Below are 23,769 nucleotides of genomic sequence, written 5' to 3'. Positions count from 1 at the left end.
GAAAAAAACAAGAATATAAGTGTAAAAAATTATATCTAAGTTACAAAATTAGCAGATGGAGTGTAAATATGCAGAAGTCCAGTTCTGAGATGGTTAAGTTGATGAATCGGGAAAAAATTGTAAATGAGTTAAAGCAGAATCCCAGGCAGTCAAGAGCTGACCTTTCAAAAAAAACTAATCTTAGTAAACCCGCTGTTTCTGAAATCGTTAAAGAACTAATAGAGGATGATTTGGTCTTTGAGACTGGATTGGGACCATCCACTGGCGGAAAAAAGCCAATATATTTAGAATATAATGCTCGTTCAAACTATGTTTTAGGTACTTTAATTGAAAATGAAACCATTTTCTTAGCACTTGGAGATATGAATGGGGAAATTATCAACTTTCATAAAGAAAAATTTACTCCATTCTCTGATGGTAACGTAATCGTCAATATCATTGCGGAAGGTGTTAGAGAGTTACTAAATAGAGAACAAATAGATGATGAGAAAGTTTTGGGTATGGTTATAGGTGTATCAGGTATAAAAATGAATAATGAGGAAGTTATTAGTTCATCACCATCGATTAACTGGGATAATGTTAATTTAAAACAAGAATTATCCACTCGCTTAAATAGTCAAATCATAATAGAGAACGATGTAAATCTTATGACAATTGGAGAGTTTTATAAAGGAGAGGGAATAGGAATTAATGACTTCATTTATTTGTTTATAGGAAATGGGATAGGTAGCGGGCTGTTTCTTGATGGTAAATTTTATAAAGGATTTCATTCAGCTGCTGGTGAGATAGGTTATATGGTAATAGGCAATCAACAACCATTAAGTGAAGATTTGGGTGTATTCGAAACAAATTATGGCTTATTTGGTGTTAGTAAAAAGTTAAAGCAGTTAAATATTGATATTCAAGATGAGAAATCACTTTTAAATTTTCTGCAAAAGAATTGTGATAATAAAGATATTAAAACTATCTTAGAAGATACGATCAATCAGTGGGCGAAAGCTGCATCCAATATCATCAGTATTATTGATCCTCAAGCTGTTATACTTTCTGGTGAACTTACATATTTGAATAATTTTTATTACAACCGTTTTCAAAGAATGATAGAATCCTATGTACCGAAAATTCCTCAAATAAAAATAACTGAACTTGAATCAAAAGCTGGTATATATGGAGCACTACATCTAGCATTACAACATTTCTATGAACCAAATTTTTAAATCTAAGAATATCCAGGCAGCTATCCATTTGTCTTTAAGTCGATAAGTAAGAACTAATGTAATGAAAGAAAGTTCTTACTCTCGACTATAAGAGTATATAAAATTACAAGGAGGATTTATTATGCATTACTTTAGAAAGAAGATATTTTTACTATTTTTTTTAATGTTGATTACCCTACTTGCTGCTTGTAGTCAAGAGTCTTCTGACAGTAGTAATGGTCAGGAAAATGATAGTCAGGAAGGTGGTAGTGGAGAATTAATCATTTATACTGCTAGAGATCAATCTATTGTAGACGAGGTAGTTCCAAAATTTGAAGAAAAATATCCAGATATCGATGTTGAAGTGTTAACAATGGGTGCACAACAAGTACTTGAAAGAGTTCGAGGGGAAAAGGCAAACCCTCAAGGCGATTTCTGGTGGGGAGGAACACAATCAGCCTTTGATACAGCAGCAAATGAAGATTTATTACATTCCTTCGAGCCCGAGTTTGCTCAATCCATACCTGACCAATATAAGGATCCTGAAGGCCGATGGTATGGAGAGATTATTTACCCAGAAGTAATTATGTATAATTCAGATGCACTTTCAAAGGAAGAAGCACCTCAGGATTGGGATGATTTATTAGATTCTAAATGGAAAGATGAAATTATCATTAGAGGTGTACTACCTTCTGGGACTATGAGAACGATCTTCTCATCAATGATTTATCGTCAAGGACCGGATAATCCTGAAAAAGGCTATGACTGGTTAAGGAAACTGGATGCTAATACGAAGGAGTATGCACAAGATCCTACCAATCTATATTTGAAATTGGCTCGTCAGGAAGGCACTGTATCGGTGTGGAACCTTCAGGATATCTTATTACAGAAGGAAGAAAATAATCAGCCTTTTGGCTTTGTAATTCCTGAAAGTGGTGCACCAATGCTAGTAGATGGTGTAGGTATTATTAAAGATGCACAAAATATTGAAAATGCAAAACTATTTGCTGAGTTTTTATTCTCTCCCGATATAAGGGCTCAGTTGGCAGAAAACAAGTACCAAATTCCGACTCGCTCTGATTTGGGCGATAACCAGCCTGATTGGTTAAAAGAAATTGATCTTAAGCCAATGGAACTAGATTGGGACGTTATGGGTGAAAATGAAATGGAATGGATGGAATATTGGGATCAAAACATAAAGAATCAAAACTAGTATCTATTAAATATTTGGCAGGGTGAGATTAAACTCATCCTGCTCTAATCATTTTCATGATTATCAGTATATTTGTTTAATCCAAAGTAATTATTCTTTATTAAGATCAGGAGTGAGTATATGAAAGCAACAGAAATACACGGAAGAGAACTAGAAAAACTTTCGGATGCTAACTTTGCTGTATTGCCCTTAGGAAGCTTTGAGTATCATGGTCCACATTCGCCCTTAGGTACTGATATTTTTTTGGCTGAGGGTTTTGGAAATTTAGTGGATTCTGATTTAAATGGTGTCATTTTTCCTACAATTCCGTATACCGCATGTCCTGGAAAGACGAGTAAATATAAAGGTACAGTTCCGGTCCGACCAAGTATAATACAGGAATATATTACTGACGTAGTTGAAGGAATCCTAAATCAAGGAATAAACCGTATTATCCTTTTAAATGCGCATGATGGTAATATGGGAGTTTCGCGTGTTGTTGCAGAGTATGTAACTCAGAAGTTTGAAAATGCAAGTTTTCTTTTAATTAACTGGTGGCAAATGGTTGAAATTGATAAGGCAGATGAACTGGGATTAGTGAATACAAAGGGGAGAGGTCATGGGGGTCCCTATGAAATGTCTGCTACAAAAGCATTCAAGCCAAATTTAATTCATGTTGAAAAGGATGATTCGGAATTCCCTGATGTGGAAAAGTATTCTTCATTACCATATATTCTTGTGGAAGGAACTCCAAAGTCTTGGGATGGTTATACTGGATTAATTCAACAAACATCACTTGAAATGGGCAATAAAATTGTAGGAGAGGCAGTTGAAAATATGAACAGACTAATAAAAAATTGGATTAATGATTAAGGCTAAGACAAAATGGTTTGCTCAAGAATATATTAGCGAAGCAAATTGATTACAATCCTAATTATGATAATAGATTCCATAAGTAAGATGATTTCTTGATCATCTTTTTTATAGCAGAGAAAGGTGATGTATATGAAGAGTGTGACATTAGATGGTATAACAAAAATGTTCGGTAATGCGAAAGGCGTAGAAGATATTAATGTACATATTAATTCTGGGGAATTTTTTACTTTCCTGGGCCCAAGTGGCTGTGGGAAAACAACAACGTTAAGAATGATTGCTGGATTTTATTTTCCAACTGAAGGTGAAATTTATTTTGATCAGGAAGATGTGACAGCTTTAAAAGCAAATAAACGAAATATTGGAATGGTATTTCAAAATTATGCACTATTTCCCCATATGACCGTTTTTGAGAATATTGCTTTTGGCTTACAAGTAAGAAAGTTATCAAAGGAAGTTATAAAGGAAAAAGTCCAGAAAGCACAAAGTTTTGTTCATCTGGAAGGTTATGAATCAAGGAAAATAACCGAATTGTCTGGTGGTCAACAACAGCGTGTAGCCTTAGCTAGAGCACTTGTTATCGAACCCGATATTTTATTGTTGGATGAACCCTTGTCTAATCTAGATGCTAAATTACGTGAAGAAACACGTGTGGAAATTAAGCGTCTTCAAGTTGAATTAGGCATTACAACTATTTATGTTACTCATGATCAACATGAAGCTATGGCTATGTCTGATCGGATAATGGTAATGAGTCAGGGTGAAATACAGCAAATTGGTACTCCACAAGAAATTTATAATAAGCCATTAAATCATTTCGTTGCTTCTTTTATTGGAGAGTCAAATATATTAGAAGGAGAAATAAAAGAAATAACCGATGAACATATTGTTGTTGATACTGGAGATAATACCCAATTTAAAGGATTAAAAGAAAATTGTTCACCCAATCTTGAACTTGAAGAGGGGAAGAATGTATTACTCTCCATTCGTCCAGAAATTATTGAAGAGGGTGAGGGTCCTAATTCTATACAAGGCCAGGTTCAGCTAAGTGAATTTTCTGGAGTAAGTATTAATTATATTGTTAAGGTCGGAAACAAAGAGATAAACGTAATGATTGTAAATTCGGGTTCAGATGTCTTAAAACGGGGAGATTCAATAAAACTAAATATTCCTGAAAGTGGTATATACTTTATGGATGATAGGGGGTAATAATATGACTAAAAGTGAGGCAATATCCCCAAATCAAAGTCTTTGGGCAAGAATAAGTCAATCAAAATACTTTGTTTATGTGTTAATATCTCCCCTAATATTTATATTAATAGGATACGTTATCTTTCCTATGTATAAAACATTCACTAATAGTGTTATGAGTCAAGAAGGTGATTTAACACTTGGTAATTATATAAGCTTTTTTACAACAGAAGCAACAATTGAGTCATTAACCAACAGTGTGTTCATCTCAGTAGTAAGTGTTGTGACTTGTACAATTGTCGGGGTTACCATGGCTTTTCTATTAAACCGTTATGAATTTCCGGGTAGAAGAATCTTGTCAGTCCTGGTGTTAGTTCCAATGGCATTACCACCATTAATTGGGGCTATCTCATTTTCGTTCTTATACGGTGAAAGTGGTATTTTTCCCCGTCTATTTCAATCTATTTTTAGTTTAGAAGAGGTTCCTTTCTCTCTCGATGGAATCTTGGGAGTCATTGTAGTTCATACCTTTACAATGTATTCCTACTCTTACTTAAGTGCATCAGCCGCTATACGTGGACTTGATATGTCATTGGAAGAAGCGGCAACAAATTTAGGTGCGAGCAGATTCAGAATATGGAGAAAAATCATTTTACCTATGTTAACACCAGCCATTGTAGCCTCATCTCTTCTTGTTTTTATGATTTCGATGGCTTCATACACAGCTCCACTTATGTTTGGTGTTGAAAGAACGATGACAATGCAAATTACTTTGTCAAGAACCAATGGGAATCTTGATATGGCTGCAACACAGTCCTTTGTTCTATCAATTGTTTCAATAGCCTTTTTACTTTTAATGACCTGGTATCAAAACAGAAGAAACTATCAAAATCAAAGTAAAGGTATTGGTGTTCACCGAACAGAGGTAAGGTCCTCCTTAATTAAGTATATATCCCTTATTCTTTCCATAATCGGTGTAGTTATTCTATTATTACCTATTTTGGTTATTGGTCTGATTTCCTTTGCTGTAGATGGGGAATGGACAACACAAATTATACCAACATCATATACCTTACAGCATTATATAGATTTATTCACAGATCAGGATACTTGGGAGCCTATCTGGAATAGTATCAAAATGAGTACTGTTGCAGTGATAGGGAACATTATTTTTGGAGTTGCTGCTGCCTATGCAATGGTAAGGTACAACTTTAAGGGAAAAGCCCTTATGGATATTTTAATTATGGTTCCATGGGCATTGCCTGGTACTGTTGTAGCAGTTAATTTAATTGCTGCATTTAGTGAAGAAAGTATTTTTTCATTTAATCAAATATTAGTCGGGACGTTTTGGATTTTACCTTTAGCATATTTTGTAAGACAGCTACCATTAGTTTTTCGAAATTCACAAGCAAGCTTAATACAAATGGATCAATCTGTCGAGGAAGCGGCTCACAGTTTGGGTGCTAATTGGTGGTATTCCTTTAGAAGAGTTGTTCTACCAATTATTATGCCAGGTATATTAGCTGGTACACTTTTAGCCTTTGTACAGGGATTAACTGAATTTGTAGCTTCGATATTAATTTATACACCTTCTGCAATGCCATTATCCGTTGGAATATGGAACAAAATGTATTCTTTTGAATTTGGAACCGCATGTGCTTACGGTGTTCTTCAATCAATCTTGATTATTATTGTGTTATTAGTAAATGAAAAATTAAAGGGAGATTCTTCTTCAACAGCAGCATTTTAACTTTTCATAGGAAGAAGTAAATAATTAGGTAAAGGTTAGTTTTATTAATGCTTCTTACTATATTAAAAATGAGAGGATGTTAGTTATGGAACTGTCTCATCGAAAAAAAATTATGGATTACGAAGGGATGGAGTTTCCGTCAAAAACATACAAAGATATTGTATTGGAGCCCGCTTATGATCAGGCAAAAGTAAACTTTGTTAGACCAATGCTTCAAATTCACTTCGCACATTTAATCATGCTGGTCGAAGAAGGGATAGTAAATCAAGATGACGCTACGAAAATAGTAGAAGCGATTAAAAAGATTAATATTGAGGAATTTAAAAAGTCAGAATACAATTCATCGTATGAAGACTTATTCTTTGAAATTGAGCATATTTTAATGGAAGAGGCTGGAGATATTGCTGGAAATCTACATATTGCTCGAAGTCGAAATGATATGGGTATTGCAATATATCGAATGAATTTAAGAGAGAGGACTTTAAATTTAATTAACGGAGCTCTGCACTTGCATAAAAGTTTAATTGACCTTACAGAAGAACACATTGATACAGTTATGATAGGCTATACACATACTCAACAAGCCCAGCCAACTACATTAGGACATTATTTTAATGCTATGACAGATTTGTTGTCCAGAGATATGAAAAGACTAATATCAAGCTTTGAAACGGTTAATCGAAGTAGTCTTGGTGCAGCTGCATTAACTACTTCAGGATTCTCTATTAACAGACAACGTGTGCAACAAATTTTGGCTTTTGATGAAATGATTGATAATGCCTGGGATGCAGTAGCAGGAGCAGATTATATTGGTGAGACTGCGACTGCTGTTCAATTAGCTGGTATTAATTTGGGTCGTTCCACTCAAGATTTTCTCTTATGGGGCACTCAGGAGTTCGGAGCATTTAAATTGTTTGCTCCATATGTTCAAATTAGTTCGATTATGCCACAAAAGCAAAATCCAGTATCTATTGAGCATATGCGCGGGTTGCTATCCAGTGTTGTAGGAGACAGCCAGACCGTGTTAACGATGATGCATAACACGCCTTTTGGTGACATTGTGGATACAGAAGATGACATGCAGCCGTATATGTGGAATGCCATGGAAAAACTTCAAAAGATTTATTATTTAATGTCGAGTGTTTTAATGACTATGGATGTAAACCGCAGTAAATTATTAGAACGTGCTCAAGGAAGCTTTGCTAATGTGACTGAACTTGCTGATACCTTAGTGAGAACTAATCATTTATCATTTAGAAAAGCACATGAAATTGTAAGTTCCGCTGTTAAAGGTTTAACGGATAAGGGACAGGAATCGCTTGATGCCTTTACGTTAAAACATTTAAATGAGCATGCAGAAAAAGTAATTGGTTCTAAGCTGAATTTAACAGAAGAGGAATTTAAGAACACGTTAGATCCAAAGCATTTTGTTGATATTCGTGAACTTGAAGGTGGTCCAAGTCCAAAAAGAATGAAAAAGACTATAGAGAAACGGTATGAAGAGCATAATGTATTTGCCAAATGGTTGGACGAGAAGAGAAAATCTCTGGATTCAGTAGACAAAAACATTGAGGATATTTTGCAAAGTTGGGTGACTAATGACTAAGCCAAGTGTTACTTATAGTACCAATAGTCATAGTAAATACAAACGAAATGATATTTTTATTAAAAATGAAGCTAATAACACAATTCAGGAGGAACATGCGGATCGGGCAGATATAGTACTCCCTCTAATAGCGATAGATGGGGGAGGAACTAATACAATTTCTACGATAGCTAATAGAAGAGGAAATGTGTTAAGTAAAGCTGAAGCTAGTACAACTAACCATCAACTTATTGGCAAAGAACGAACAGTAAAAACATTAAGTGAGTTAATACTAAAGAATATACAACAATTAAGAAATATATCACCGGAATATTATAGTCAAGGTAAAACAGTTACCTTTAAAATAGGAGTCTTCGCCTTGGCAGGAATTGATACACAGAGAGATCAATTAATAGTAAGAAGAATTGTTCAACAAGTAATTACTAATAGTAATATTCGCATAGAAAAAATTATTGTTGAAAATGACGCATTATCGACTTTGATAGGTGCCACAAACCATACACCTGGTGTCCTGCTTGCTTCAGGTACTGGCTCCATTGCTTTTGGTCATGACGGTAAGGGCAATTATGTTCGATCTGGTGGGTGGGGGCATATTTTAGGTGATGAGGGTGGTGGTTATTGGATTGGCAAAGCAGCCATTCAATCTATATTAAAAATGTACGATGGTAGAGGACCAAAAACGATGCTATCAGATTTAGTGCTAAATCATTTTGGATTTAAAGACCATGAAGAATTGTATGATTGGGTATATGGTTCCGATTTTACAGTAAATTCTGTGGGAGAATTAGCAAAAATAGTAGAAGAGGCATTTTGTTTAGGAGATAAAGTTAGTGAAAAGATCTTAGAAAGTGCAACACATGAGTTATCTCAATTAGCATTTGGGGTAATAAGAAAGTTAAATATTTCAAATCAGCCTTTACAGATATTGTTTTTAGGTGGAGTTCTACAAAATAATGAATATATTAAAAAAAGGGTAGAGAGAAATATATTAAATAAAGTTGAGGAGATTGAAATTCTGCCTAATAATCAAAAGCCAATTCACTTAATCCTTCAAAGGGGATTGAATGAACTTAGGTAAGTTTATAGGGGTGATAGATCTTAATAGAAACTCTAAATAGCAAAATAATGCAATAAATAGACGACCTGTAAGGTTAATGCTATCTTAAGTAGGTTGTCTATTTTTTTATTTAATAGATTTGTTAGATGTATTCAAGGCATTATATAAATATGATGTCTTTGTTAAGTTATGGAAGTGAAGGTTGCATAGATATTGAATCGTGTATTTGAAGCTATGCTAATGCAACTGTAATGTCGAGGGTGGCTGGTTGTCGCCCTGCGTTTAGGTTTTTTAAGACGGAAAGAGGGGATAGACCATGGAAACTTATCTTGAATACATAAAAAAGATAACTTGGAAGGAATAGTTTTTTTCGCATGAATGGTAGGACGAGGCTAGGAACCTGTCCCTCCGTCCCAGTTACATGTATAATGCTTATAGGAGCTTCAATCATCATGAGAATAAACTTTGGAGGACATACGATGAAATCCCAATATAACTATAAGAACGCACAACTAAGCAGTAAAATCAATATCCCGACCCCCGATTGCAGTGGAACCCCCATATTCATCAGTGATGAAACGATCCAATACAGAATGGAAAAGGTATTGCAGGAGATGAGGCGTTTGGAATTGGATGCCTTGATGATCTATGCGGACGTTGAACATGGAGGGAATTTTGAATACCTGGTTGGATTTATCCCTAGATTTGAAGAGGCTTTGCTGGTTCTTCATTCGGATGGAAGTGCCTTTTTGGTTCTGGGAAATGAAAACTATAACAAAGCCAAGTACTCAAGAATTCCGGCAAAGGCGATTCATTGTCCGCATTTTTCCCTGCCCAATCAGCCTATGGAACCTGCGAAGACTTTTTCGAGTATTCTCATGGAGACTGGAATTCAAAAGGGGATGGACGTTGGGCTCACAGGCTGGAAACATTTCACGAGTAAGGTGGAGAATAATCGGGACTTTTTTGATATACCTTCATTTATTGTAGATGAGGTTAAAGAGATGGTTGGAAATGGCGGTTCCCTCACCAATCGGACAGATCTGTTTATTGCTGGAAACCATGGAGTAAGAAGGGTTGGTATAGGTGCCTGTCACCACCCGAAAAATCTTGTTTCACGGAATGTTTCACACGTCCTGGTTCGACAAAATCCGGGTGGTGACAGGCACCACCCCCACAGGCACCACCCCCAAAGGAGGAATCCTGTTGCAAAATATATTCGAAAATCTATTAAAACTATACTCCAAAGATAGCAGCTCCATTAAAACGCCTCTAGAGGATTTTACAACAGAAATATTCTCTTCCATCCTATCTAAAGATAATCATCTATTAGACACTTTTATGAATCAAGTTTTGAAAATTGAAGGGGAAGGCTTTGCGATCGATACCCAACAACAGTATGCATTGGAGAATGATAGAGATTGCATCATTGATGTTGTTGTCTGGAATCAACATAGTATTTGCTTTTTGGAAAATAAGGTAAATTCACTTGAAGGACCCAGGCAGTTGGAACGATACAAACGAGTACTTAACAAATTAACAGGAGAGAAAGAGGTTTATCTGAGGTACTGCACGAAATATTATGATTTGAAAGATATAGAAGACATCAATTTTGACCAGATTCGCTGGCAGGATGTTTATCATTTTTTGCAGGATTACGAAGAGGATACGATTATTCAGGACTTTATGGATTTTTTGAGGAGGATGGATATGGCAGGTGCAGATTATTTTAATTTCAATGATATGCTCGTTATGAATCGTTTTTGGGAAACGTTGTCGAAAATGGATGAATGCTTAGATGCCATCACACCAAAATTCACAAGTGCTTTTGGAAAGCCCTACACGTATGATTATGAACGTTTAAAACAAATAGCTGCCTATAATAGATACACAATGTGGCGGGAGGATATTTTTGCAGGTGGAAAGAGAGCACATTCAAAGATTATTTTAGGATTTGAATTTAACGTAGTAGAACCGCAGCCTTATCCGGTGTTGTTTCTGGGGATAGTGTGTAACCGCAATCATAGTCGTTATCACATGGTCAAAGATGCAATTGAACGTCAGGGTGATTTTGATTATACCGAAGAGGAGTATTCCATATGGGGCTGGTATGAAACCCCAGTATCTAACTTTTTGTCAATGGAAAATCAATTTGATGGAATTAATCAATGGTTCAGCAGGAGTATTGATAGGTTGATAGGGTTTAAAGAGAATACTGAAAAGTTGGGGTGGAAGTAGGGTGGTGCTTGTCACCACCCGAAAAACTTGTTCCACAGAATGTTTCACACGTCCTGATTCGACAAAATTTAGGTGGTGACAGTGTACCTATAAAAAAGGCACCTATCAAAAAATACTTGAAATCACAAGTGCAACTTGGTATAGTAAAGTTAACAAAATTATCAGAAAATTTAACGGGGTTTAAAAATAAAATATATTCAGTTTATCAACTATTAATTGTAAGCGTTATCAAATGCTGTTTTGAAGTAATTAGGTGAGAAAATGAAACTTTCCGAAAAAAAGATGAAAAGAAAAAAAGAACAAATCCTGCGTTCTGCTATTAAGGTTGTCAACAACAAGGGATATGTCAAAGCGACTATGGAAGAGATTGCAGCTGAGCTTCTCATGACGAAGGGGTCTTTATACTATTATTTCAAAAACAAAAGCGATTTAATTTTCCAATGTCATCGTTTTATCTTATCTGATGCAGTAAAAGATCTGGAAACAGTATTAAAGCATGGTGAAGGATCAACCTCTGAAATCTTACAGCAAATGGTAGCCATACATATTGATTATGCCGTAGATGAAAAAGACACCTTTAACCTTATTATGGAGCCAAAAAACCTGTTTAACAACGAACAAATTGACCTCGTTTTAAACCTGAGAAAGCAGTATGAAAATCTTTTTGACCAGATTATCAAAAGAGGAATCGAAACGGGAGAATTTAAAACCAGGGATCAAACCATAGCTAGAATGATTATCCTGGGAGCAATGAACTGGATACAGCAATGGTATAGCCCAGCGGGGAGGTTATCAAAGGAAGAACTGGTAGAAACCTATACCGATTATATTTTGAAAATTCTAAAATAGGGAATTTCCGCTGAGTATTCACAATCACTGTCTCCAGCATTTAGCCAAAATTAAACAAAGCCATTTGGATTTATGGATGAACGGCCAAGAAATGCATAGGTAAAAACTTAGAATATTCCTTATAACACACCGGGGGGGAAGCAGAATGTTAAAAGAGCTTTCAAGCAAAGCCGTAAAGCTAAGAGAAGAATTAATCGAATTTATGGATGAATATGTGTATCCGAACGAAAAGACTTTTGAAGAACAATTGAATGAACAGGAGAGCCGCTGGGAAATTCCGCCGATTTTGGAGGAATTAAAGGCAAAAGCAAAAGCCCATGGGTTGTGGAATCTATTCTTGCCGGATGAAGAATATGGAGCGGGGCTAACAAACTATGAATATGCTCATCTTTGTGAGATTATGGGGCGTTCACTCATTGCACCTGAAATATTCAACTGTAATGCACCAGATACAGGAAATATGGAGGTCCTCGTCAAATACGGATCTGAGGAGCAGAAGAAACAATGGCTTGATCCGCTCCTTGAAGGTAAGATTCGTTCGGTATTTTCCATGACTGAACCTGATGTTGCTTCATCAGATGCAACCAATATCGAGAGTACAATTGTCCGTGATGGGGATGAGTATATCATAAATGCGAAGAAGTGGTGGTCAACAGGTGCCGTTGATCCGCGTTGTGAAATTGCGATTGTGATGGGAAAAACCGATCCTGATGCAGAAACATACCGTCAGCAATCTATGATTCTCGTTCCATTTGATACACCTGGTGTTGAAGTGAAAAGGCATTTAAATGTTTTTGGTTATGATCATGCGCCCCAAGGACATGCGGAGATTCATTACCATAATGTAAGAGTACCGGCGTCAAATATTTTACTAGGTGAGGGCAGAGGGTTTGAAATCGCCCAGGGAAGACTAGGTCCAGGCCGGATTCACCACTGTATGCGAGCGATTGGAAAAGCAGAGCGGGCACTTGAACTCCTCATTCATCGAGCAAACCACAGGGAAGCGTTTAAATCCCGCTTAATTGATAAAGATGGCGTGCGAGAAGCCATTGCAGAAAGTCGCCTGGAAATTGAACAGGCACGGCTTCTTACTTTAGAAGCTGCCAACAAAATTGATCAGGAAGGGGCCAAAGCAGCGAGAAAGGAAATTGCGATGATTAAGATTGCGGCTCCAAGAATGGCGTTAAAGGTTATTGATCGGGCCATTGAGCTATTTGGCGGAGCAGGTGTGTCAGATGATACCCCGCTGGCAGAATTTTGGGCAGATTCTCGTACACTTCGAATTGTTGATGGTCCAGATAAAGTGCATTTAAGGGATATTGCCAAACTGGAAATCAGAGAGCAATTGAAGGACAACTGAGGTCTTGGGTTAAGATAAATTTTTGAAAAAACCTGGTGAAGCGTTTTAAATCATGAATATTACCATGAAGACTGATTTTCTCCTTACCTCATAGCAGTAATACTTGGGATAGGATGTCAGGAATCTCCATGTCATACAGTCCTGCTTTTTACTAAATTGGAAAATTTTGTTTACCTGTTTTTGGTAGTGAAAAGTCATTCTACATAAAAACAATGCGGTTTAGGTCTTTAAAGAAAAAAGTCCGATAAGAAAAAAAGCTTAATCAAACTGAAAGGAGAGGCATATGACAATAGGAAATTATGTAGATCAGGACCAAATTAATTGGCAGCAGTTGGAAAAACATTTACGGGAATCGATTGAAGCTCTGCCTCAAGAAACGATGAAAGTGAAGAAGTTTTCGGAGGGCTATTCGAACCTGACCTACCTCATATCAATAGGGGATTGGGAAGCGGTGTTAAGAAGACCGCCATTTGGAGAGATTCCGCCCAAGGCCCATGATATGCATCGGGAATACACGATTTTAAGCAAGGTCAATCATGCATTTCCTCTGGCTCCCAAGCCATTATTGTATAGTGATAATCCCGAAATTATGAACCGCCATTTTTATGTGATGGAGAAAAAAGAAGGCTATGTGATTGATGATGAACTTCCCCCTAGCTATGGAGGATCGGAGCAAGCAGGACCGATTATTTCTGATCGAATGATTCAAACATTAACTAAAATGCAAGCGATTGATTATAAAGAAGCAAATTTAACCGATATTGGTAAGCCTGCTGGATATCTGGAGCGGCAAGTTCATGGCTGGATTAAGCGTTATCAGCGATCTAAAACCGATGAGTGGCAAGGCGTTTCTGAACTTGAGACGTGGTTCAAACAGCATATTCCGACGACAACGGAAACCACAATTGTTCACAATGATTTTAAGTTAAATAATCTCTTATTTGATCCTGAGGCCCCTGGTAAGATAAATGGCGTCTTGGATTGGGAGCTTTCAACCATTGGTGATCCCCTTACTGATTTAGGTTCAACGCTTGCCTACTGGGGCCAATCTGAGGATCCGGACTTAGGCATTCACTTTGTCACCAACCAGCCAGGCTTCTACAGTCGCCGGGAATTTGCAGAAGCATACGCGAAACAAAGTGGACGGGATATATCGAATATTACGTACTATGTGGCCTTTGGCTTTTATAAGCTGGCTGTTATCCTTCAGCAAATCTATTACAGATGGAAAAAGGGAGAAGCAGATGATGACCGGTTTCAGAATTTAAACCAAGCTGTTGCCAATTTATTGGAGATGGCCCATTTAACTCGTTCAAACCGGTTAATATAAAACAAGGGAGTATATCTTAAACTATTAAAGAATATTTATATGTTTATAATCTCTAATCCTATCAATCCTAAAAATCCTGCAAAAGGAACGTAGGGTCAGGAGATTTATATAGAATCAGATTTAGGATGGAGGTGGATCACGACGTAAATATTTTATACCTAATAGGAATTTCAAAATTTTTTAGAGGAGGGAAAAAATGCCGGAATTTTGGAAGGATATTGCTCCACTGGTTCATGAAGAATCAGTTAATGGGATTGACATGAAAACATATAAGGAAAGACCCCGTAATTTAAATGAAACGTTATTAGAGAGTGTGCAGCGTTATCCAGAGAAAACGGCGCTTGTTCATGGCGATGAGTGGGTTATTTACAAAGAGCTTGAGGAACAGGTCAACAGCGCAGCTTATCAGCTCAAAAACCATTATGGTGTGAAAAAAGGGGACCGGGTTGCTTTACTGCTCATGAATGGAACTCCCTTTGTGGTTGGCGTTTTTGCAGCATTACGAATTGGGGCCATTGCGGTTCCGCTTAACACGAAATTAAAGTCAAAAGAACTGGAATTTATGTTAACCAATTCAGGTGCAAAGGTACTGATAGCGAACAAGGAATGGTGGCCAAATCTTGAAAACATCATGGATCATATTTCGGTTGAAACCTGTTTTATTACTGACAAAAGACCGCCTGATGGAACGCTTCCTTTTACAAAGCTTACTGAAAAGAAGGTTAATGAACAAGTTTTTAAAAATGTGAATGAGCACGACCCTGCCTTTATCATGTACACATCTGGTACAACCGGCACACCTAAAGGGGCATTGATCTCGCATTTTAATATGATACACACGATACAAAATTATAAATATTGCTATAATCTATCCTCTAGTGACTCCACAGTAGTTGCAGTACCTGTCTTCCACATCACGGGTTTAGCAGCTCAACTTATGACGTTTATCTACTTAGGCGGAAAAATAGTTTTAATGCCTATGTTTAAACCTGTATCATTTCTAGAAATTCTTCAAAACGAAAAAATCACCCATGTTATTGCATCTCCAACTGTATATGTCATGACATTGCAACAGCCTGATTACCAAAAATATGATGTTTCCCATTTTAGAGTGGGAGGTTTTGGTGGTGCTCCGATGCCAAGTGATACTTTAAAAGGCCTTAAAAACTGGGTACCAGACATCAAGCTACACAATACTTATGGACTGACTGAAACAACTTCTCCAGTGACGATTATGCCTGATGAGCATCAACTGAATCATGTGAGCTCTGTGGGTGTAGCAACGCCTGTTACAGAGGCAAGAGTCGTGGATCCTGAAAAACGGCATGATTTAGCGCCAGGAGAAGTCGGGGAGTTGTTATTTAAAGGTCCAATGGTAATCGGAAAATATTGGAATAATGAAAAAGCAACCAGGAAGTCGTTTCAAGATGGCTGGTTCTCGACTGGTGATTTAGCGAAAATAGACGACCAAGGCTTTATTACCATTATGGATCGCATCAAGGATATGGTGAACCGGGGCGGTGAAAAAATCTTCTCGGTTGAAGTTGAAGATGTGTTGTATTCGAATCCAAAGATTGCGGAAGTGGCCATTGTCGGCGTACCAAATGAAAAATACGGTGAAGTTGTCAAGGCCTGCATTGTGCCCCGCTATGACGAAATCATCACTGAAGATGAGGTTAAGGATTGGGTAAGGAAGCATCTGGCTAAATTTAAAATACCTGAATATGTCGAGTTTGTGGATGTATTGCCAAGAAATCCGAATGGCAAAGTTGTCAAAACCGAACTGCGTTATGTGCCAGAAGTAAGTAAAAATTAAGGAGGAGATTTATATGAGTCAAAAAGTCAATACGGTATTAGGTCCGGTACCAGTGGATGAGTTGGGGAAAACGTTAATGCATGAGCACTTCTTTTTTGGGTATCCAGGGTTTTATGGAAATTCCCTTTATCCAAGAGATGATGAAGAAATTATGCGTGTAGGAATGGAAGTTGCTGCAACGGTTAAAGCACATGGGGTAAAAACCGTTGTGGATGCCACTCCGAATGAGGCAGGAAGAGACCCTGAGCTATTGAAGAGAATTGCTGAAAAAACAGGTTTAAATATCATCTGCTCAACAGGTTATTATTATGAAGGAGAAGGTGCTCCTGCTTATTTTACCTTTAAAAAAGCGCTGGGTTCAGCTGAAGAAGAAATCTATGAAATGTTCATGCACGAAATTACGAAGGGCATTGGAAAAACCGGAATTAAACCAGGCGTAATTAAATTAGGTTCTGGAAAGGATGCCATTTCGGACTATGAGCAAACATTCTTTAAAGTAGCAGCAAGGGTTCAAAAAGAAACAGGCATTTCAATTATCACTCATACGCAGGAAGGTACAATGGGTCCTGAACAGGCAGAGCTGCTTGTCTCTGAAGGAGCCGATCCAAATCGTGTTTTAATCGGACATATGGATGGAAATACCGACATCAATTATCATTTGCGTACATTAGAACATGGTGTTTTTGTTGGCTTTGATCGCTTCGGTATTCAAGGATTTGTCGGAGCTCCAATGGACAAAGACCGCGTAGGAACTTTGATGGGATTGATCGGACTAGGCTATGCCGGTCAGCTTATGATATCTCATGACACGGTTAATCATTGGTTAGGAAAAGCTCCTGAATGGCCGGATGAACTGAAAAAATTGATTGCAAATTGGCATCCAGGAAATATCTTTGAAAATATTATTCCTGCTCTGAAAAAGGGCGGAGTTACCGATGATCAGATTGATACGATGCTCGTCAAAAATCCAAATAAAATTTTCGGTGGCAGTGAAGCTGACAAGGCAGCTAAAGATAAGAAAGAAACAGCCAATTTGAGCTAAATGATTATAAGGTGTGAGGGTGAGAGGTGTTTCATCCTTACACCTTTTCTACGTGAATATATGATTGTATAGCAGCAAAAACAAAGGAACTTTAAGAATGTTTAACTTATTGAAGGAGTGACCCAAATTGTACAACACCATACGAACAGAACTAAACAAAGGCATACTAACCATATTTTTAAACCGTCCAGAAAAAATGAACGCCTTTACCGAACAGATGAAGGATGAACTGATCGGTTGCTACCAGAAGGCAGATGAAAATGATGATGTACGTGTAATCATCGTAATTGGCGAAGGAAAAGCCTTTTGTGCAGGAGCGGATTTAAGTGCAGGCGGATCCACCTTTGCATCAGATGAGGGAATGGAAAATTATCGAGATGGCGGGGGCCAAATCAGTTTGGAAGTTTATAATCTAAAAAAGCCTATTATCGCGGCCATTAACGGACCTGCTGTAGGGATAGGCTTGACGATGACGCTGCCTATGGATATACGAATCGTAAAGCCGGATACGAAAATCGGCTTTGTGTTTGCTAGACGGGGAATTGGCCCTGAAGCTGCATCAGGCTGGTTTTTACCCCAGTTAGTTGGAGTTGGAAAGGCCTTGGAATGGTTTTACACGGGAAAATATATTCCGACACAGGAGGCCCTTCAACACGGCCTCGTCCAATATGAACATGAGCAGCCGCTGGAAAAAGCAATGGAAATCGCTCAAGATATTGCAGAAAATACAACTGCAACGTCCAATAGTTTTGCGAGACAGCTTATTTGGCAAATGCCTGGGACCAGCCATCCATACAACTCCCATTTAATAGAGTCCAAGTTTTTGTATTGGGCAGGTAAAAATGCAGATGCTGAAGAAGGCGTTCAAGTCAGCAGGCGGTTCGATGCAAAAATTGTAATGCAGATATTACACCTTTTGTTTTTACACATGCATACACGATGGCATTTAATCAGAAAAAATCAATGGGAATTACATTAAATAAAGATGGTGCAGAAAAAGTTGCTAACGATGCAAAAAATTATATGAATACACCTGAAAATTCTATTCAGAATCCAGTTGTAACGTTTGCACCCCATGATTTAGTTGGAACAATGGCCCGTCTTCGTCCATTTTTAGGGCAATTAGGGACTACACCTTCTCGTCCATTACCTGACTCTCATAATGCAGGTGACTTCGGTCAAGCTCTGATTGATGCACCCCATGATTATAGTGTTTCAAAAGAACAATTAGAGGATCGTACGGATGGACACATGGATATTAATCGGGTTAGGGATGGCGCGATTCTGCTTTGTCCTGTTAAAGTTCCTGGTGGAGGAGTTTATGTTGGAGATATGCATGCCATGCAGGGGAATGGAGAAATTGCTGGTCATACAACAGATGTTTCTGGAATTGTAAGCCTGGAAGTTAACGTGATTAAAGGATTAGATTTAGAGGGACCGGTACTTCTTCCAGTCGTTGAGGACTTGCCATATCTAGCAAAGCCTTTTAGTGAACACGAAAAACAAGAGGCTCTAAAACTAAGTAAAGAATGGGGAGTAACTGAACTAGAAGAATCCTATCCCATCTCTTTTGTTGGATCGGGGGCAGATCTCAATGAAGCAACAACTAATGGAATGGAAAGGGCTGCAAATTTATTTGACATAACAGTACCAGAAGTTATGAACCGTGCAACGATTACCGGTGCAATTGAAATTGGTCGACATCCAGGGGTTGTTACCGTTACATTTCTTGCTCCTAAGAAGTACCTGGAAGATAAAGGACTCCTTGATATCGTAAAAAACCAATACATTTAAAATGTTTCCCGTAAATCATCCTATTTTGATTTACGGGATTTTTAAAAGGGACGGAGGGACAGGTCCTCCGTCCCGTCACTCTCCCCCGAGGGACAGGTGAACTGTCCCACCTCCGGCAAAGCAAAAATACATCTAGCCTATCAGCTGGAGGTATTCGTACCCAGTACCACTTATGCGGAATGTATCACGGACGGAAGTTAGGCTTATCCTTATCAACTGGGATAAGCCTAACTTTTTTTTCGACATCTATTTTATCATATTTAGGAGGAAACTTTTATGAGCCAAACCAAGAAACATCAAAGATATAGTAAGGTAATTAAATTAGAATCAAATCGACGTGTACTTGAGAAGGATGAATCTGTAAGTGTGGTTGAACAAACCTTACATGAGGCACAGAAAAAAAAGAGGAACGGATGAACATACCATCTTACACAGTGACCAAGGTATGCAATACTGTTCCAATAGCACCTGATTTCATATTTAGATTAGTAAAAAGGTATAATTTATATTGATTGTACGTACGAATTATATTATTATAGGTATAATTCATACGTACAAAAATAAATGTAGGGAGAAGGTGTGAACAAAATGTTGGAGGATTTAAAACAATCAGTATTAGAAGCTAACTTGGATCTTACTCGATATGGATTAGTAACTTTTACTTGGGGTAATGTAAGCGGTATCAGTAGAGAAGATGACCTTGTTGTCATAAAACCAAGTGGTGTTCCGTACCATGCTCTAAAACAAGAGGATATGGTTGTCGTTGATTTAGACGGAAATGTTGTAGAGGGGAATTTAAATCCATCCTCTGATACGCCAACACATATTGTTTTATATCAAAATTTTCCTGAGATAGGCGGTGTTGTACATACTCATGCACAAGCATCAACTAGCTGGGCACAGGCTGGTAAGGGGATACCTGCTTTAGGCACAACTCATGCAGACTATTTTTATGGAACAATACCTTGTACACGTCCAATGACAGAATCGGAAATAAATGGTGCGTATGAGCATGAAACTGGAAAAGTAATTGTTGAAACCTTTAGGGACATTAATTCAAATGAAATTCCAGGGGTACTCGTTAATAGTCATGCACCTTTTACTTGGGGGAAGGATCCAAATGAGGCCGTACACAATGCTGTTGTTTTAGAAGAAATTAGTAAGATGGCCCAGCAAACTTATCAGCTTAATCCAGTGATTTCCTCAATGGATCAAGTGCTCTTAGACAAACATTATCTAAGAAAACATGGTACTAAAGCATACTATGGTCAGAAAAAATAGGGGGAGGAACTGAAAATGAGTAATAAATATACAATTGGTATCGATTATGGTACAGAATCTGGGCGCGCGGTACTTATTTCTTTGAAAAATGGTGAAGAAATTGCCGGTCATGTGACGCCCTATCCGCATGGAGTAATTGATCAAACCTTACCTGATACAAACGTAGAGTTGGGTTATGAGTGGGCTCTTCAGCACCCGGGGGACTACTTAGAAGTTATAAAACAATCGGTTCCCGCTGTGTTAAAGGAGTCAGGAGTTGATTCTGCTGACGTAATCGGAATCGGGATTGATTTTACTGCTTGTACAATGCTTCCCATAAACCAGGACGGAGAACCTCTTTGCCTCGACCCCGCATTAAGGAACAATCCACACAGCTGGGTAAAGTTGTGGAAACATCATGCTGCACAGGATGAGGCAAATGAGTTGAACAAAATTGCCGAAGAACGTGGTGAAGAATTTTTGTCTCGTTATGGAGGAAAAATATCTTCTGAGTGGATGATTGCAAAAGTGTGGCAAATCCTGAATGAAGCTCCTGATATTTATGAACAAACGGACCAGTTTGTTGAGGCAACTGATTGGGTGATTTCCGCCCTTACCAATAAACTACATCGAAATAGCTGCACAGCCGGTTATAAAGCAATTTGGCATAAACAGGATGGTTATCCCAGCAATGAGTTTTTTAAAACATTAGATCCTCGATTAGAGAATCTTACAGAAACTAAACTGAGAGGTAATGTGGTGCCACTTGGTACAAGAGCAGGAGGTTTAACGAAAGATATGGCTGAATTGACAGGCTTAAGGGAGGGTACAGCGGTTGCTGTTGGAAATGTTGATGCTCATGCAGCTGTGCCGGCAGTAGGGGTTGTTACTCCTGGAAAGCTTGTAATGGCAATGGGGACTTCTATTTGTCATATGTTACTTGGTACGGAAGAGAAACAGGTTGAAGGCATGTGTGGTGTCGTAGAGGATGGAATTATTCCTGGATACCATGGTTATGAAGCAGGCCAATCTGCAGTTGGGGATATTTTTGCATGGTACGTGAACCAAGGGATTCCGGCTTATGTTGAAAAAGCAGCAGAGAAAGAAGGGATGAATGTCCATCAATGGCTGGAAAAGAAGGCTTCATCATATAAGCCAGGAGAGACAGGCCTTTTAGCGCTAGATTGGTGGAATGGGAACAGATCTGTTTTAGTGAATACAGAACTAAGTGGCTTGTTACTTGGTGCCACTATTCAAACAAAGCCTGAGGAAATATATCGAGCATTACTTGAAGCAACAGCATTTGGTACAAGGAAAATTGTAGATGCTTTTCATGAAAATGGTGTACCTGTTTATGAACTGTATGCATGTGGTGGGCTTCCACTAAAGAACAAGCTTTTAATGCAAATTTATGCCGATGTAACCGATAGAACTATTAAAATTGCTGAGTCGAAACAAACACCAGCGGTAGGGGCAGCGATGTATGGCGCGGTAGCAGCAGGAGCAAAAAATGGAGGATATGATTCTATTCTAGATGCTGCCGAAAAGATGGCACGGATTAAAGATGAAGTGATTGAACCAATCCCTGAAAATGTTGAAATCTATGAAAAATTGTATCAGGAGTATTCGAAACTTCATGACTACTTTGGACGTGGAGAAAATGATGTGATGAAACGATTAAAAGCATACCGAAAAATATAAATCTATCAATATATTTAGGAGGAACATAATGTTATTTATAAAACCTTATGAGTTTTGGTTTGTAACTGGAAGTCAACACCTTTATGGGGAAGAAGCATTGTTAGAGGTAGAAAGTCATTCAAAAAAAATCGTAGAGGGATTAAACAAGGAGGGGAATCTACCCTTCAAGGTTGTTTTTAAATCTGTCTTAACAACATCTGATGAGATCAGGAGAGCTAGTTTAGACGCTAATTCTAATGATTATTGTGCTGGTCTTATTACATGGATGCACACCTTTTCTCCTGCAAAAATGTGGATATCCGGTCTTTCTAGATTACAAAAGCCTTTGTTACATTTACATACGCAGTTTAATCGTGATATACCATGGGATCGTATTGATATGGACTTTATGAATTTAAATCAATCAGCTCATGGGGACCGTGAATATGGATTTATTGGAACAAGAATGCAGATTGCCAGGAAGGTTATTGCAGGATATTGGGAAAGTGAGGACGTGTTAAGCAGGATTGCTCAATGGATGAGGACAGCAATAGGTATTGTAGAGGGAACGAATATTCGCGTGGCAAGGTTTGGCGATAATATGCGCAATGTCGCCGTTACGGATGGGGATAAAGTTGCGGCCCAAATGAAGTTTGGCTGGACCGTTGATTATTATGGGATAGGCGATTTGGTGGAACGGATTAATCAGGTATCTGAGGAAGAAGTGGAAGCTCTATTTCACGAATACCAGGAGTTTTACGACATTCCTATTGATGGGAAAGATGGAGAGTCGGTGAAGGAATCCATTTTGGAACAAGCCAGAATCGAAATAGGATTAAAAGCCTTTCTAGATGATGGGAATTATACTGCATTTACCACAAACTTTGAAGATTTACATGGTATGAAACAATTACCGGGATTAGCTGCTCAACGTCTAATGGCACAAGGTTACGGTTTTGCAGGGGAAGGAGACTGGAGAACAGCAGCGCTTCTTCGCCTCATGAAGATTATTTCAGATAATCAGGGAACATCCTTTATGGAAGATTATACGTACCACTTAGAACCTGGAAATGAAATGATTCTTGGGTCACATATGCTTGAGGTTTGCCCTACAATAGCAGCTACAAGGCCCAAAATCATTGTCAATCCTCTTTCTATGGGTGGAAAGGCGGATCCTGCCCGATTAGTTTTTGATGGCCAAGGGGGACCAGCGGTTAACGCATCACTAGTTGAACTTGGGGGCCGATTTCGTTTGGTGATCAATGAAGTGAATGCCGAGCAACCTAAAAAAGAAACTCCAAACTTACCTGTAGCTAAAGTGCTCTGGAAGCCAGAACCGTCCTTAAGTGAAGCAGCTGAGTCCTGGATCTACGCAGGGGGGGCACACCATACTGTACTTTCCTTTGCTGTCACAACGGAGCAACTATATGACTTTGCAGAGATGAATGGGATAGAATGTATTGTCATCGATAAAGAGACGAGTCTTAGACGATTAAAAAATGAATTAAAATATAGTGAAGCTATTTGGAGATAGA

19 protein-coding genes and 1 pseudogene are annotated in these 23,769 nt (G+C 38.1%); all 20 read left to right on the top strand.

Going from position 1 to position 23,769, the window contains the following annotated elements; translation table 11 throughout:
* The first annotated feature begins 89 nt into the window (after nt 1–89).
* Complete coding sequence (locus tag ABD006_RS04685; protein ID WP_343838169.1) at nt 90–1,217, top strand: ROK family transcriptional regulator; 1,128 nt, start codon at nt 90–92, stop codon at nt 1,215–1,217.
* 121 nt (nt 1,218–1,338) lie between these two features.
* Nucleotides 1,339–2,409: an extracellular solute-binding protein gene (locus tag ABD006_RS04680; RefSeq protein ID WP_343838167.1), complete on the top strand. Its 1,071-nt coding sequence runs from the start codon at nt 1,339–1,341 to the stop codon at nt 2,407–2,409.
* Nucleotides 2,410–2,529: 120 nt separating this feature from the next.
* Nucleotides 2,530–3,261, top strand: coding sequence for a creatininase family protein (locus ABD006_RS04675; protein WP_343838165.1), 732 nt, complete (start codon nt 2,530–2,532; stop codon nt 3,259–3,261).
* A 132-nt stretch (nt 3,262–3,393) separates the two neighbouring features.
* On the top strand, nt 3,394–4,470 hold the full coding sequence (locus ABD006_RS04670; RefSeq protein ID WP_343838162.1) for an ABC transporter ATP-binding protein: 1,077 nt from the start codon (nt 3,394–3,396) through the stop codon (nt 4,468–4,470).
* A 4-nt stretch (nt 4,471–4,474) separates the two neighbouring features.
* Nucleotides 4,475–6,202, top strand: coding sequence for an ABC transporter permease (locus ABD006_RS04665; RefSeq protein ID WP_343838159.1), 1,728 nt, complete (start codon nt 4,475–4,477; stop codon nt 6,200–6,202).
* Between the two features lie 85 nt (nt 6,203–6,287).
* Complete coding sequence (argH, locus tag ABD006_RS04660; protein WP_343838156.1) at nt 6,288–7,808, top strand: argininosuccinate lyase; 1,521 nt, start codon at nt 6,288–6,290, stop codon at nt 7,806–7,808.
* Nucleotides 7,801–8,886, top strand: coding sequence for a BadF/BadG/BcrA/BcrD ATPase family protein (locus ABD006_RS04655; protein ID WP_343838154.1), 1,086 nt, complete (start codon nt 7,801–7,803; stop codon nt 8,884–8,886). The genes argH and ABD006_RS04655 overlap by 8 nt, the downstream gene beginning before the upstream one ends.
* Nucleotides 8,887–9,344: 458 nt before the next feature.
* Nucleotides 9,345–10,118: an aminopeptidase P family N-terminal domain-containing protein gene (locus ABD006_RS04650; protein WP_343838152.1), complete on the top strand. Its 774-nt coding sequence runs from the start codon at nt 9,345–9,347 to the stop codon at nt 10,116–10,118.
* Nucleotides 10,072–11,103, top strand: coding sequence for a PD-(D/E)XK nuclease family protein (locus tag ABD006_RS04645; RefSeq protein ID WP_343838150.1), 1,032 nt, complete (start codon nt 10,072–10,074; stop codon nt 11,101–11,103). The genes ABD006_RS04650 and ABD006_RS04645 overlap by 47 nt, the downstream gene beginning before the upstream one ends.
* A gap of 282 nt (nt 11,104–11,385) precedes the next feature.
* The gene (locus ABD006_RS04640; protein WP_343838147.1) at nt 11,386–11,952 is read left to right on the top strand and encodes a TetR-type transcription factor C-terminal domain-containing protein; all 567 of its coding nucleotides are present in this window, start codon (nt 11,386–11,388) and stop codon (nt 11,950–11,952) included.
* 145 nt (nt 11,953–12,097) lie between these two features.
* On the top strand, nt 12,098–13,312 hold the full coding sequence (locus ABD006_RS04635; protein ID WP_343838144.1) for an acyl-CoA dehydrogenase family protein: 1,215 nt from the start codon (nt 12,098–12,100) through the stop codon (nt 13,310–13,312).
* A gap of 283 nt (nt 13,313–13,595) precedes the next feature.
* Entirely contained in the window at nt 13,596–14,642 is a 1,047-nt protein-coding gene (locus ABD006_RS04630) for a phosphotransferase family protein (RefSeq protein ID WP_343838142.1), read from the top strand.
* Between the two features lie 196 nt (nt 14,643–14,838).
* Nucleotides 14,839–16,458, top strand: coding sequence for a class I adenylate-forming enzyme family protein (locus ABD006_RS04625; RefSeq protein WP_343838139.1), 1,620 nt, complete (start codon nt 14,839–14,841; stop codon nt 16,456–16,458).
* A gap of 13 nt (nt 16,459–16,471) precedes the next feature.
* A complete protein-coding gene (locus tag ABD006_RS04620) occupies nt 16,472–17,500 on the top strand; it encodes a phosphotriesterase family protein (RefSeq protein ID WP_343838137.1) in 1,029 nt (342 codons plus the stop codon).
* A 127-nt stretch (nt 17,501–17,627) separates the two neighbouring features.
* Nucleotides 17,628–18,479: an enoyl-CoA hydratase-related protein gene (locus ABD006_RS04615; RefSeq protein WP_343838135.1), complete on the top strand. Its 852-nt coding sequence runs from the start codon at nt 17,628–17,630 to the stop codon at nt 18,477–18,479.
* A pseudogene (locus ABD006_RS04610) lies at nt 18,374–19,294 on the top strand (acetamidase/formamidase family protein); the annotation flags it as partial. The gene ABD006_RS04615 and the pseudogene ABD006_RS04610, both read left to right, overlap by 106 nt.
* Nucleotides 19,295–19,570: 276 nt before the next feature.
* Nucleotides 19,571–19,711, top strand: a complete 141-nt coding sequence (locus ABD006_RS04605; RefSeq protein ID WP_343838132.1) for a hypothetical protein — start codon at nt 19,571–19,573, stop codon at nt 19,709–19,711.
* A gap of 171 nt (nt 19,712–19,882) precedes the next feature.
* A complete protein-coding gene (araD, locus tag ABD006_RS04600) occupies nt 19,883–20,575 on the top strand; it encodes an L-ribulose-5-phosphate 4-epimerase (RefSeq protein ID WP_343838129.1) in 693 nt (230 codons plus the stop codon).
* Nucleotides 20,576–20,590: 15 nt separating this feature from the next.
* On the top strand, nt 20,591–22,255 hold the full coding sequence (locus ABD006_RS04595) for a ribulokinase (protein ID WP_343838127.1): 1,665 nt from the start codon (nt 20,591–20,593) through the stop codon (nt 22,253–22,255).
* Nucleotides 22,256–22,283: 28 nt separating this feature from the next.
* Complete coding sequence (gene araA / locus ABD006_RS04590; RefSeq protein WP_343838124.1) at nt 22,284–23,768, top strand: L-arabinose isomerase; 1,485 nt, start codon at nt 22,284–22,286, stop codon at nt 23,766–23,768.
* Nucleotide 23,769 lies beyond the last annotated feature (1 nt).

This window comes from Salinibacillus aidingensis (genome assembly GCF_039522525.1).
Lineage (GTDB): Bacteria > Bacillota > Bacilli > Bacillales > Alkalibacillaceae > Salinibacillus > Salinibacillus aidingensis.
Note: the sequence above shows the minus strand (reverse complement) of the source record. Positions and strands in the feature narration are given on the sequence as shown.